Annotated in this window: 7 protein-coding genes, 4 tRNA genes, 3 rRNA genes and 1 other annotated feature; of the genes, 6 read left to right on the top strand and 8 right to left on the bottom strand. The window is 39.3% G+C overall.

Translation table 11 applies throughout. From position 1 onward, the window contains the following. Positions 1-7 precede the first annotated feature (7 nt). The 7 genes from H9L18_RS00910 to H9L18_RS00880 form a co-directional block, all read right to left on the bottom strand. Positions 8-89 (bottom strand) — tRNA-Leu (locus tag H9L18_RS00910). Positions 90-98: 9 nt separating this feature from the next. Next, positions 99-171, bottom strand: a tRNA-Lys gene (locus H9L18_RS00905). Between the two features lie 9 nt (positions 172-180). Continuing rightward, a tRNA-Val gene (locus H9L18_RS00900) sits at positions 181-253 on the bottom strand. A gap of 11 nt (positions 254-264) precedes the next feature. Next, positions 265-380 (bottom strand): 5S ribosomal RNA (gene rrf / locus H9L18_RS00895). An 81-nt stretch (positions 381-461) separates the two neighbouring features. After that, positions 462-3,374 (bottom strand): 23S ribosomal RNA (locus H9L18_RS00890). Positions 3,375-3,561: 187 nt separating this feature from the next. Continuing rightward, a tRNA-Ala gene (locus tag H9L18_RS00885) sits at positions 3,562-3,634 on the bottom strand. 84 nt (positions 3,635-3,718) lie between these two features. Then, a 16S ribosomal RNA gene (locus H9L18_RS00880) occupies positions 3,719-5,276 on the bottom strand. Together the 16S, 23S and 5S rRNA genes with 4 tRNA genes alongside form the textbook arrangement of a ribosomal RNA operon. Before the next feature lie 462 nt (positions 5,277-5,738). On the opposite strand from H9L18_RS00880, the gene croR reads away from it, so the two are divergent. From croR to serS, 6 genes are all read left to right on the top strand, one after another. Beyond that, the gene (gene croR / locus H9L18_RS00875) at positions 5,739-6,428 is read left to right on the top strand and encodes a response regulator transcription factor CroR (protein WP_126795775.1); all 690 of its coding nucleotides are present in this window, start codon (positions 5,739-5,741) and stop codon (positions 6,426-6,428) included. Beyond that, a complete protein-coding gene (locus tag H9L18_RS00870; protein ID WP_126795777.1) occupies positions 6,418-7,578 on the top strand; it encodes a sensor histidine kinase in 1,161 nt (386 codons plus the stop codon). Before croR ends, H9L18_RS00870 begins: the two co-directional genes overlap by 11 nt. 97 nt (positions 7,579-7,675) lie before the next feature. Continuing rightward, on the top strand, positions 7,676-8,938 hold the full coding sequence (locus tag H9L18_RS00865) for a serine hydrolase (RefSeq protein WP_126795779.1): 1,263 nt from the start codon (positions 7,676-7,678) through the stop codon (positions 8,936-8,938). A gap of 91 nt (positions 8,939-9,029) precedes the next feature. After that, entirely contained in the window at positions 9,030-10,325 is a 1,296-nt protein-coding gene (locus H9L18_RS00860; protein ID WP_126795781.1) for a serine hydrolase domain-containing protein, read from the top strand. A gap of 23 nt (positions 10,326-10,348) precedes the next feature. Continuing rightward, entirely contained in the window at positions 10,349-10,648 is a 300-nt protein-coding gene (locus H9L18_RS00855; RefSeq protein ID WP_126795783.1) for a MazG-like family protein, read from the top strand. Positions 10,649-10,685: 37 nt separating this feature from the next. Beyond that, positions 10,686-10,904: a binding site (T-box leader), on the top strand. A gap of 63 nt (positions 10,905-10,967) precedes the next feature. Beyond that, a complete protein-coding gene (serS, locus tag H9L18_RS00850; RefSeq protein WP_126795785.1) occupies positions 10,968-12,245 on the top strand; it encodes a serine--tRNA ligase in 1,278 nt (425 codons plus the stop codon). A 105-nt stretch (positions 12,246-12,350) separates the two neighbouring features. Here serS and guaB read toward each other — a convergent pair whose 3' ends face one another. After that, positions 12,351-13,835, bottom strand: coding sequence for an IMP dehydrogenase (gene guaB / locus H9L18_RS00845; protein ID WP_126795787.1), 1,485 nt, complete (start codon positions 13,833-13,835; stop codon positions 12,351-12,353). Positions 13,836-13,882: the final 47 nt, after the last annotated feature.

Raw genomic sequence — 13,882 nt, 5'->3', positions numbered from 1 at the left:
TTTTAAGTGCGGGTGAAGGGACTTGAACCCCCACGCCGTTAGGCGCTAGATCCTAAATCTAGTGCGTCTGCCAATTCCGCCACACCCGCATATAAAAATGACCCGTACTGGGCTCGAACCAGTGACCCTCTGATTAAAAGTCAGATGCTCTACCAACTGAGCTAACGAGTCTTTTTAGAATGGAGGTTAACGGGATCGAACCGCTGACCCCCTGCTTGTAAGGCAGGTGCTCTCCCAGCTGAGCTAAACCTCCAAAACGCATTTGCATGGCGACGTCCTACTCTCACAAAGGGAAACCCTTCACTACCCTCGGCGCTAAAAAGCTTAACTTCTGTGTTCGGCATGGGAACAGGTGTATCCTTCTTGCCATCATCGCCACACTTACGTGCGTTATATTCTATTGAGTGATTATTCACTCAAAACTGGATGTTTTAGTTATATTCAACATTGTCACCGATATTTTGGTTAAGTCCTCGACCGATTAGTACTAGTCCGCTCCGTACATCGCTGCACTTCCACTCCTAGCCTATCTACCTGATCATCTTTCAGGGGTCTTACTTTCTTAAAGAAATGGGAAATCTCATCTTGAGGGGGGCTTCACGCTTAGATGCTTTCAGCGTTTATCCCGTCCATACATAGCTACCCAGCAATGCCCTTGGCAGAACAACTGGTACACCAGAGGTATGTCCATCCCGGTCCTCTCGTACTAAGGACAGCTCCTCTCAAATTTCCAACGCCCGCGACGGATAGGGACCGAACTGTCTCACGACGTTCTGAACCCAGCTCGCGTGCCGCTTTAATGGGCGAACAGCCCAACCCTTGGGACCGACTACAGCCCCAGGATGCGACGAGCCGACATCGAGGTGCCAAACCTCCCCGTCGATGTGAACTCTTGGGGGAGATAAGCCTGTTATCCCCAGGGTAGCTTTTATCCGTTGAGCGATGGCCCTTCCATGCGGAACCACCGGATCACTAAGCCCGACTTTCGTCCCTGCTCGAGTTGTAGCTCTCGCAGTCAAGCTCCCTTCTGCCTTTGCACTCTACGAATGATTTCCAACCATTCTGAGGGAACCTTTGGGCGCCTCCGTTACATTTTAGGAGGCGACCGCCCCAGTCAAACTGTCCATCTGACACTGTCTCCCGCCACGATAAGTGGCGCGGGTTAGAATGGTCATAACACAAGGGTAGTATCCCACCAATGCCTCCCTCGAGACTAGCGTCCCGAGCTCTACGGCTCCTACCTATCCTGTACATGTGTCACAAACATTCAATATCAAACTACAGTAAAGCTCCATGGGGTCTTTCCGTCCTGTCGCGGGTAACCTGCATCTTCACAGGTACTAAAATTTCACCGAGTCTCTCGTTGAGACAGTGCCCAAATCGTTACGCCTTTCGTGCGGGTCGGAACTTACCCGACAAGGAATTTCGCTACCTTAGGACCGTTATAGTTACGGCCGCCGTTTACTGGGGCTTCAATTCTGAGCTTCGCTATTGCTAACCCATCCTCTTAACCTTCCAGCACCGGGCAGGCGTCAGCCCCTATACGTCATCTTTCGATTTTGCAGAGACCTGTGTTTTTGATAAACAGTCGCTTGGGCCTATTCACTGCGGCTGAACTTGCGTTCAGCACCCCTTCTCCCTAAGTTACGGGGTCATTTTGCCGAGTTCCTTAACGAGAGTTCTCTCGCTCACCTTAGGATTCTCTCCTCGACTACCTGTGTCGGTTTGCGGTACGGGCCGTTTGTTTCTAACTAGAAGCTTTTCTTGGCAGTGTGATATTAAGACTTCGGTACTAAATTTCCCTCCTCATCACAACTTGTCCTTAGAGATAAAAGCATTTGACTCTTATCAAGACTTATTGCTTGAACGCACATATCCAACAGTGCGAACTTGTAACCTACTGCGTCCCTCCATTGTTCAAACAAAACAAACGGGTACAGGAATCTCAACCTGTTATCCATCGCCTACGCCTATCGGCCTCGGCTTAGGTCCCGACTAACCCTGGGAGGACGAGCCTTCCCCAGGAAACCTTAGTCATTCGGTGGACAGGATTCTCACCTGTCTTTCGCTACTCATACCGGCATTCTCACTTCTAAGCGCTCCACCAGTCCTTACGATCTAGCTTCGACGCCCTTAGAACGCTCTCCTACCATAGAACCAAAAGGTTCTATCCACAGCTTCGGTAATATGTTTAGCCCCGGTACATTTTCGGCGCAAGGGCACTCGACTAGTGAGCTATTACGCACTCTTTAAATGATGGCTGCTTCTGAGCCAACATCCTAGTTGTTTGTGCACCCTCACATCCTTTTCCACTTAACATATATTTGGGGACCTTAGCTGGTGGTCTGGGCTGTTTCCCTTTCGACAATGGATCTTATCACTCACTGTCTGACTCCCGGACATAAATGAATGGCATTCGGAGTTTATCTGAATTCGGTAACCCAAGACGGGCCCCTAGTCCAAACAGTGCTCTACCTCCATCATTCTTAATTCCGAGGCTAGCCCTAAAGCTATTTCGGAGAGAACCAGCTATCTCCAAGTTCGTTTGGAATTTCTCCGCTACCCACACCTCATCCCCGCACTTTTCAACGTACGTGGGTTCGGTCCTCCAGTGCGTTTTACCGCACCTTCAACCTGGACATGGGTAGGTCACATGGTTTCGGGTCTACGACTACATACTCACTCGCCCTATTCAGACTCGCTTTCGCTACGGCTCCGCTTCTTCAGCTTAACCTCGCATGCAATCGTAACTCGCCGGTTCATTCTGCAAAAGGCACGCCATCACCCATTAACGGGCTCTGACTTGTTGTAGGCACACGGTTTCAGGTTCTATTTCACTCCCCTTCCGGGGTGCTTTTCACCTTTCCCTCACGGTACTGGTTCACTATCGGTCACTAGAGAGTATTTAGCCTTGGGAGATGGTCCTCCCGGATTCCGACGGAATTTCTCGTGTTCCGCCGTACTCAGGATACTCATAGGTGTGTTGTCGATTTCGTCTACGGGGCTTTTACCCGCTCCGGCTGATCTTTCCAGATCGATTCAACTATCCACAACAGCTACCACAGCTGAGTCCTACAACCCCAAGAAGCAAGCTTCTTGGTTTGGGCTGTTTCCGTTTCGCTCGCCGCTACTAAGGAAATCGAATTTTCTTTCTCTTCCTGCAGGTACTTAGATGTTTCAGTTCTCTGCGTCTACCTCTAACAAGCTATGTATTCACTTGAAAGTAACATCCTATAAAAGATGCTGGGTTCCCCCATTCGGAAATCTCTGGATCATAGCTTACTTACAGCTCCCCAAAGCATATCGGAGTTAGTCCCGTCCTTCATCGGCTTCTAGTGCCAAGGCATCCACCGTGCGCCCTTATTCACTTAACCTTTTCTAACTATATATGAGTTAGATGTTTCTGATTTTACTTAAATAGCGATATTCAAGTAAAACTATTTATGTATCACAATTTTACTAATAAAACTGATCAACTCGGTGTGTTAAAAATTAATGTTGATGTCTAACTTCAACTATCCAGTTTTCAATGAACAATACAATTGGTGTCAAAGACACCAATGGAGCCTAGCGGGATCGAACCGCTGACCTCCTGCGTGCAAGGCAGGCGCTCTCCCAGCTGAGCTAAGGCCCCTATTTAGATATATATAAACAAGAGAATAAATCTCTCAAAACTGAACAAAGTAAGTACCAATGTGTTTTCCGTAATATTCCTTAGAAAGGAGGTGATCCAGCCGCACCTTCCGATACGGCTACCTTGTTACGACTTCACCCCAATCATCTATCCCACCTTAGGCGGCTGGCTCCAAAAGGTTACCTCACCGACTTTGGGTGTTACAAACTCTCGTGGTGTGACGGGCGGTGTGTACAAGGCCCGGGAACGTATTCACCGTGGCGTGCTGATCCACGATTACTAGCGATTCCGGCTTCATGTAGGCGAGTTGCAGCCTACAATCCGAACTGAGAACGGCTTTAAGAGATTAGCTAAACCTCGCGGTCTTGCGACTCATTGTACCGTCCATTGTAGCACGTGTGTAGCCCAGGTCATAAGGGGCATGATGATTTGACGTCATCCCCACCTTCCTCCGGTTTGTCACCGGCAGTCTCGCTAGAGTGCCCAACTGAATGATGGCAACTAACAATAAGGGTTGCGCTCGTTGCGGGACTTAACCCAACATCTCACGACACGAGCTGACGACAACCATGCACCACCTGTCACTTTGTCCCCGAAGGGAAAGCTCTATCTCTAGAGTGGTCAAAGGATGTCAAGACCTGGTAAGGTTCTTCGCGTTGCTTCGAATTAAACCACATGCTCCACCGCTTGTGCGGGCCCCCGTCAATTCCTTTGAGTTTCAGCCTTGCGGCCGTACTCCCCAGGCGGAGTGCTTAATGCGTTAACTGCAGCACTGAAGGGCGGAAACCCTCCAACACTTAGCACTCATCGTTTACGGCGTGGACTACCAGGGTATCTAATCCTGTTTGCTCCCCACGCTTTCGAGCCTCAGCGTCAGTTACAGACCAGAGAGTCGCCTTCGCCACTGGTGTTCCTCCATATATCTACGCATTTCACCGCTACACATGGAATTCCACTCTCCTCTTCTGCACTCAAGTTCCCCAGTTTCCAATGACCTTCCTCGGTTGAGCCGAGGGCTTTCACATCAGACTTAAGAAACCGCCTGCGCTCGCTTTACGCCCAATAAATCCGGACAACGCTTGCCACCTACGTATTACCGCGGCTGCTGGCACGTAGTTAGCCGTGGCTTTCTGGTTAGATACCGTCAAGGTGAGAACAGTAACTCTCTCACTTGTTCTTCTCTAACAACAGAGTTTTACGATCCGAAAACCTTCTTCACTCACGCGGCGTTGCTCGGTCAGACTTTCGTCCATTGCCGAAGATTCCCTACTGCTGCCTCCCGTAGGAGTCTGGGCCGTGTCTCAGTCCCAGTGTGGCCGATCACCCTCTCAGGTCGGCTATGCATCATGGTCTTGGTAGGCCGTTACCCCACCAACTAACTAATGCAGCGCGGGCCCATCCAACAGTGACACCGAAGCGTCTTTTATTATTCTTCCATGCGGAAAAACAAATTATGCGGTATTAGCACCTGTTTCCAAGTGTTATCCCCCTCTGTTGGGCAGGTTGCCCACGTGTTACTCACCCGTCCGCCACTCTTTGATTTTCGGTGGAGCAAGCTCCGGTGAAAATCAAAGCGTTCGACTTGCATGTATTAGGCACGCCGCCAGCGTTCGTCCTGAGCCAGGATCAAACTCTCAATAAAAGTTGATTAACATCTTGCGATGTTTAGCTCATTAATTTTAAAACTTGCTAGCGAATGTTATTCACTAAATATGGTTTGTTTTTACTAAAAGTAAAAACGCCCTACACATTTGGTTTGTCTTACTTTGTTCAGTTTTCAAAGATCTATTTCTTCGTTGCCGTAACAACTTTTTAATAATAACAAAGTTGTTTCGTTTTGTCAACAACTTTTTTTATTTTTTTAATTGTTGAATCAACAAGAATCGGTGGTTTCGATCAACCTCAAAAATAATAACATAACTTCCAAAAGGTTGTCAACAACTAATTTCAAATTATTTTATATTGCTTTTTTCTAAAACAGCAATGAAAATAATATACTACTTTTTTAAATATTTGTAAACATCTTTTTAAAATTATTTTTTCTTTACCAACTTTTGGTACAATATAATTATACACTATTAAATTAGAAGCGGAGGATTTATTTATGAAGATACTTGTTGTAGATGATGATAAAGAAATTGTTGAGCTATTAAATATATACATAAAAAACGAAGGCTACGATGTGATTAAAGCTTATAACGGAAAAGAGGCCTTAATTAAAATTACAGCTAACCCTGATATTGATTTGATGATTCTAGACATTATGATGCCTGAAATGGATGGTATGGAAGTTGTCAAAGAGCTTCGAAAAACTTCTCAAATCCCTATTATTATGTTAACTGCAAAAACAACAGACATGGATAAAATACAAGGTTTAATTGCAGGTGCTGACGATTACGTTACAAAGCCATTTAATCCATTAGAAATTATGGCACGTGTCAAATCGTTATTAAGACGAACAAATATGCAACAAGTTCAAACCGAAGTTCCAGATATTTTAGAGATTGGCCCTTTAAAAATAAAAAAAGAATCTCATGAAGTTACTACTGATAAAAATGTAAACATCCAATTAACAGCTCTTGAATTTGGTATTCTATATTTATTAGCTAGTCATCCTAATCGTGTTTTTAGCGCGGATGAAATATTTGAAAGAGTTTGGCAACAGGAAAGTTTAGTTTCAGCTAAAACTGTTATGGTTCATGTTAGTCACTTGAGAGATAAAATTGAAGAAGCCACAAATGGAGAAAAAGTAATCCAAACAGTTTGGGGTGTTGGCTATAAAATTGAGAGATAAACAAAAAAAACATAATCGAATTGTTCTAACCTCAAAAGAAAAAAGCGAGCTTCTTATAGAAGGTATTGTAACTATTATTTTATTAATTTTATTAAATTTAGCAATGTACATGTTATTAATACAAATTGTTCAGTCAAGTTTATCTATTGAAAGTATGATTAGCAATATCAGCACTTCTATCTATGATACTTTTTATAGTCCTACTTCTTACGCTTGGAAAAAACCAATTTTTTTCTTACTTGGAATTATCGACTTATCTATCCTTTATTGGCGACTAATTAGACGGTACAGACAAATGCAGCAACGCCATATTATTAGTGAACTTCACTATATCTCTAACGGGCACTATGACCACCGTATTCCTTTTGATCTCAACGGGGACTCTGGAAAGTTAATTCGAAGTATCAATGCTTTGGTCGACAGTACTGTAGAAGCCATTGAGGAAGAACGGCGTATTGAACAATCAAAAGATGAATTAATTACAAATGTTAGTCATGATATTAGAACACCTCTAACTTCAATTATCGGCTATCTCGGCTTAATTGAAGAAAAAAAATATTCTAGTGATGAGGAACTTTTAAAATATACTCATACAGCCTATATGAAAGCCAGACAAATGAAAGTGTTAGTAGATGATTTATTTGAGTATACTAAGGTTCGGCAATCTAACACACCTCTTAGCATTATGACTTTTGATATGCAACAATTAATTGGTCAAGTTGTTGTTGATTTCGAATTAGAAGCCTCTAAAAAAAATGTGACAGTCGACTTTGAAGCATCACCTTCTTCTCTTATGATGGAGGGTGACACAGAAAAATTAGTTCGAGTTTTTGATAATCTACTATCTAATGCTTTAAAATATGGAGTTAATGGTAAACAAATTATTATCCACTCTGAAAAAATTGGTTCAGAGGTTGTTATTACGGTGAAAAATGATGGTAAAGAAATTCCTAAACAATCACTTGATTTATTATTTGATCGCTTTTACCGAGTGGAAGAATCCAGATCACAACAAACTGGAGGTACAGGTTTAGGTTTGGCTATAGCTCAAAGTATAGTTACTCTACATAACGGCTATATTTATGCAACATCAGAAAATGGGTGGACCTCTTTTGTCATTCATTTACCTTTAAAATCAACAGAATTATAATTATCTTAAAAGAAGCCGACTCATTATTTGCTTTGGCCTCTTTTTTTTGATAAATTTTAACTGGTAATAAATTCGCTCGTTAAGAAAGGATTTTTTTATGAAACAAATGAAACAACGGTTAGGTATTTTCCTATTAGTAATTACAGCTATTATTCCACTACCTATCCATACTTTAGCAGCAGAAAATGACTTTTCATCTCCTGCTAGTGCCGCCTTTGCCGTTGATTATGACACAGGAAAAGTTTTTTATAACCAAAACGCTGACGAACCTTTAGGTATTGCCTCTATGACAAAACTTATTACTGCTTATATTGTTTTCGATGAAATAGAAAAAGGTACTATTTCTTGGGAAGACAAAGTACCCGTCAGTGATAAATTAAAAAAAATGAGTAAAAATCCAGATTTATCTAATATACCTATCAAAGATAAACATGATTACACTGTAAAAGATGCTCTGGAAGCTTCCTTAATTTCTTCAGCCAACTCATTAACGTCTGCATTAGCTGAACTTATCTCTGGTTCTGAAATTAAGTTTGTTGATCGCATGTACAAACAACTTGATGATTGGAATATAAAAGATGGCTATTTAGTAACAGCCTCTGGGTTGGGAAATGAAGATATGGGAAAAGATATTTATCCAGGCTCTAAAAAAACAGACGAAAACTTACTTAGTGCCAGAAGTATGGCGATTGTTGCTAGAGAGATTATCACAGACTTTCCTGAAGTTTTAGAAATTGCTTCATCTCCAAGTAGAGCTATTTCAGACGGAACAACTATTTGGAATTCAAATGAGATGTTACCGGATTTTGATTATTACACTGAAGGTGTCGATGGATTAAAAACCGGAACTACTCCACTTGCTGGTGCCTGTTTTGTTGGTACTGCTAAAAGAGGAGATCAGAGAATTATCACGGTGGTTATGGATGTTGATCCTGAATACAGTCGTTTCCAAGAAACCGCCAATTTAATGAATTACGTTTATGACAATTGGTCATATAAAACAGTGCTAAAAAAAGGTGAGCCATCAAGCCAAAGTACTATTAGTATCAATAAGGGAAAAAAAGATAAAGCTTCTATTGTCCTTACCGAAGACTTATCTGTTTGGACTAAAAACGATAATCAGAACATCAAACTATTTTTCGAACCAAATAAAAAGCAATTAACAAAAAAGAAAAAAGTTAATGCTCCTAAGAAAAAAGGTTATATTGTTGGGAGTGAACATGTTTATAACACGACTGACACCCTTGGTTATTTAACAAAAGAAGAAGAAATACATGATGTTTCTAAAGTTGCTTTAAAAACTGATATTGAAAGAGCTAATTTTTTCATTCAAATTTGGCAGAGTATAACAAAACGTTAATACGAAAAGTATTAACGTTTTTTCATTTTTTGTTCACATCTTTGTGATAAAATGATTCATAAATTTATCTAATAGAAAGAGAGGTTGCATTATGGAACCTTCTAAAGTCACCACTAATTTACTTAGGAAAAGACTTAAAAGGCAAAGAAGAAAAACTGTTATTCTTTTTTTTATTGGTTTGTTACTAGGTGGCGCTATTGCGTTTAATGTTTATTTCTGGTTTCCTATATTAAAAAAGGAATTTGATTTACCTGAAATTAAACAATACGGCTTAAACACAACTCAATCATCCATAAGTTCAACAGATACTACGTCAAGTTCTACTGAGACTGAACAAACAACTGAGTCATCAATTGAGATGGAAGAGAATCAATTCATCCCTCGAGTTAGTACTGCTAATTATCAAGATATTTCTTCTCTTCATACTGATTTATCAAAACAACTTGATCAAAAAATCAGCCAAACTAATAGCTCTGGTACCTTTTTAGTAATAAAAAATAACCAAGTAGTTTTAATGGATAACTACGGAAATACAAAAGACTATTCGAATAATCCTATAGATAGTACTTACATGTTAGGCTCTGTCCAAAAATTAGTGACAGCAACTTTACTTATGTCATTAATTGAAGAAGGAAAAATTGAGTTAGAAACCACTCTTGATACTTACTATCCTGATATTCCAAATAGTAAAAATATAACTATTGATCAAATGTTGTCGATGACATCTGGTTTAGTTTTAAAAGAAAAACTTAGTTCAACTAAATCAAAAGATGAGAGTATTGCTTATGTATTAAAAAATGTTACCTATGAAAAACAAACTAAGTGGCATTATTCTGACGTCAACTTTTTCTTATTGGCAGCAATTATTGAAAAAATAACTCATACATCTTATGAACAATATTTCGATGAAATTATAAAAACGCCACTTAACTTAGAGCACTCAGGATTTTATAATCATGTTCAACAAGAAACCCATTTAATTCCTTCTTATTACAAAGAAGACGACGGTACTGTAAAAAGAGAACCTGTGAAAATTTCTGAAGCAACCTATATTAACGAATTAGGAACCGGCAATATGTACACCTCTGTTTCAGATTTATTAACACTAATTCAAGCGGTTATCGATGGTAGGGTCATCTCTCAAGAAACCTTACAAAAAACTCTTGAAAAGAAACCTGGACCTTATTTCTATGATTATAAAGCAGGTATCTACGATCGAGAAAACAATTATTATGCTCACGGTGTATTCAGAGGATATGAATCTACTCTTTTCTTTAACAAAGATGCTAGCAATATGGTTATTTTCTTAAGTAACATCAATGAAAAAGATAGAAGCAGTATCGCCCTATCAAAAGAACTCTTTCAACAAATTAATCAAATACAATAATTTTAATGGAGGTTAATTCCTTAATGGACAAAACACTTCAAGCAATCAAACAATTAGCTATACTTGAGCCAAAAACACTAGAACAAATGGCCTTAAAATTATCTGAAGAATCTGGTGAAGTCGCTCAAGCTGTGTTAAGTCAAACTAAAGCCAGTGGTAATCAATATAAGTCATTACAAACAGAGGATATCAAAGAAGAATGTATTGATACTATTTTAGTTGCCACTGCTCTTTACTACAAATTAGAAGGCAGCAGCGATGAAGAATTTATTACGCTTTTGACAGAAAAAATGACAAAATGGAAGCAGCACCTCCACAACTAATTTGACAGACTAAAAAAAAGTAGCTATACTCTATCTAATAAATAGTCAAAAAAAGATTAGTACTTACTTTACTTGTTTTAGAGAGTTGACGGTTGGTGAAAGTCAATACAAAAAGATAAGGAATCCACTTTTTAATGATATGTAGCGAAAACCATTAGGATTAAGCTACATCGGATGCAAACCGTTAACTTGCTTAATGAAGACACACATGTGTAAATCTGGGTGGTACCGCGAAATTCAACCTTTCGCCCCAAAAGGAATATTTATTCTTTTTGGGGTGGAAGGTTTTTTTATTTTAAAAATTTAAGGAGGATGTATTATGTTAGATGTAAAATTTATGAGACAAAACTTTGACATTGTCAAAGAAAAATTATTAACCCGTGGAGTTAACGTTGAGATTTTAAATGATTTCATGGCTCTTGATAAGGACAGACGTGAACATTTAGTTCAAGTGGAAACTTTGAAAAAAACTAAAAATGATGTTTCTCAAGAAATCTCTACACTAAAACGCAACAAAGAAAATGCAGATGATAAAATTGTTGAAATGAAAGAATTAGGAGAAAAAATTAAAGGGTTAGACGATACAATTCGCGGTATCGACGAAAAACTACAAACTATTTCTCACACTTTACCAAACCTACCTCATGAAGATGTTCCAGTTGGAGAAGACGAAGATGACAATGTGGAAGTTAGACGTTGGGAAACTCCTAGAAAATTTGATTTCGAAGCAAAACCTCATTGGGAAGTAGCTGAAAATTTAGGAATTTTAGATTTTGAACGTGGTGCTAAGGTTTCTGGTAGTCGCTTTGTCTTCTACAAAGGATTAGGCGCTCGTTTAGAAAGAGCTATTTACAATTTAATGCTTGATACTCATATCTATGAACATGGATATACTGAAATGATTACACCATACATTGTTAACGAAGATTCTATGTTTGGTACAGGTCAATTTCCTAAATTTAAAGAAGATGTTTTCCAATTAGAAAACAGTAACTATACATTAATTCCTACAGCAGAAGTTCCTTTAACTAACTACTACCGTGATGAAATTTTATCACCTGAACAATTACCTGTTTACTTTACAGCCCTAAGCCCTTCTTTCCGTTCAGAAGCTGGAAGTGCAGGACGTGACACAAGAGGTTTAATCAGATTACACCAATTCAACAAAGTTGAGATGGTAAAATTAAGTAAACCAGAAACTTCTTATGAAGAATTAGAAAAAATGACTAATAATGCAGAAGCTATTCTACAAAAATTAAACTTACCATACCGAGTAATTACTCTTTGTACAGGAGACATGGGCTTTTCTGCTGCTAAAACTTATGACATTGAAGTTTGGATTCCAGCTCAAGATACTTATCGTGAAATCAGTTCTTGTTCTAACTGTGAGAACTTCCAAGCAAGACGTGCTAAAATCCGTTACCGTAACGAAGAAGGTAAAACTGACTTCGTGCATACTTTAAACGGATCTGGATTAGCTGTTGGTAGAACTGTTGCGGCTATCTTAGAAAACTATCAAAATGAAGACGGTAGTGTAACAATTCCTGAAGTTTTAGTTCCTTACATGGGTGGTTTAACAAAAATTACTAAAGATTAATTCATTTATTTAATAGAGACTGACTTACGTGTCGGTCTCTTTTTTTAGCAAACGACCTTAATAAAGCAAAAAAAGAAGGCCTCAGTAGCCTTCCTTTTAAAAGTTTTAAGATTCAATTGAATAGTTTGGTGCTTCTTTTGTGATTTGGACATCATGAGGATGAGATTCACGTAACCCTGCTCCACTCATTTGAACAAACTGAGCGTTGTCACGTAGTTCTTGTAAGTTACCTGCACCTACATAACCCATACCTGCACGTAAGCCACCTGTCATTTGGAAGACAATATCTTGTGCGCTACCTTTATAGGCAACACGACCTTCAATACCTTCTGGAACTAACTTGTTAGCTTCGTTTACTGAACTTTGGAAGTAACGATCGCTTGATCCTTTTTCCATCGCTCCAAGAGAACCCATACCACGATATGTTTTAAAACGACGACCTTGATAAATTTCAAATTCACCTGGTGATTCATCTGTTCCAGCTAACATTGAGCCTAACATAACAACATGCCCACCTGCTGCTAAAGCTTTAACGATATCTCCTGAATATTTAATACCACCATCAGCAATAATTGTTCTTCCGTATTCACGAGCCACACCTGCAGCGTCATAAATAGCTGTTAATTGAGGAACACCAACACCTGCAACTACACGTGTAGTACAAATTGAACCTGGTCCAATTCCCACCTTAACCACATCAACACCAACATCATACAATGCTTTAGTGCCTTCTGCTGTTGCAACGTTTCCTGCAATAATCGTTACATTTTGGAATGTATCACGAATTTCTTTGATTTTTCTAATAACACCTGCACTATGACCATGAGCTGTATCAATAATCAAAGCATCAACACCAGCGTCTACTAATGCTTCTGCACGTTCAAACGTGTCACTTGTTACACCAACTGCTGCTGCTACTAAAAGACGTCCATGCTCATCTTTTGCTGCATTCGGGAATTCAATTACTTTCTCAATATCTTTGATTGTAATTAAACCACTTAAACGACCTTTATCATCAACGATTGGTAATTTTTCAATTTTATGTTGTTGTAAAATATTTTCAGCATCTTTTAAAGATGTTCCAACAGGTGCTGTTACTAAATCTTCTTTAGTCATTACATCAATAATCGGTTGTTGGTAATCTGTAATAAAACGTAAATCACGATTTGTTAAAATACCAACTAATTTTCTATTTTCTAACGTTTCTACAATCGGTACACCACTGATACGGTATTTAGACATTAATTGTTCTGCTTCAGCAACTAGACTATCAGGTGTTAAGAAGAACGGATCAATGATAACACCACTTTCAGAACGTTTAACTTTTTTTACTTCATCAGCTTGTTGCTCGATTGACATGTTTTTATGAATAACCCCTAATCCACCTTGTCTTGCCATTGCAATAGCCATCTTACTGTCAGTAACAGTATCCATACTAGCACTCATAATTGGAATATTTAGTTTTAAATTGGGCGCCAGCTCCACAGATAAATCCACATCATTTGGTAACACGTGGCTTTCAGCTGGAATTAATAAGACGTCATCAAAAGTAAAACCTTTTTTTGAAAATTTTGTTTCCCAATTTGTCATTAGAAAATAGCACTCCCTTATTTTTATTTTACTTACAAACTTACCAA

The organism is Vagococcus carniphilus, assembly GCF_014397115.1.
Taxonomy (GTDB): Bacteria; Bacillota; Bacilli; order Lactobacillales; family Vagococcaceae; genus Vagococcus; species Vagococcus carniphilus.
This window is presented reverse-complemented; position numbering and strand designations above follow the sequence as displayed.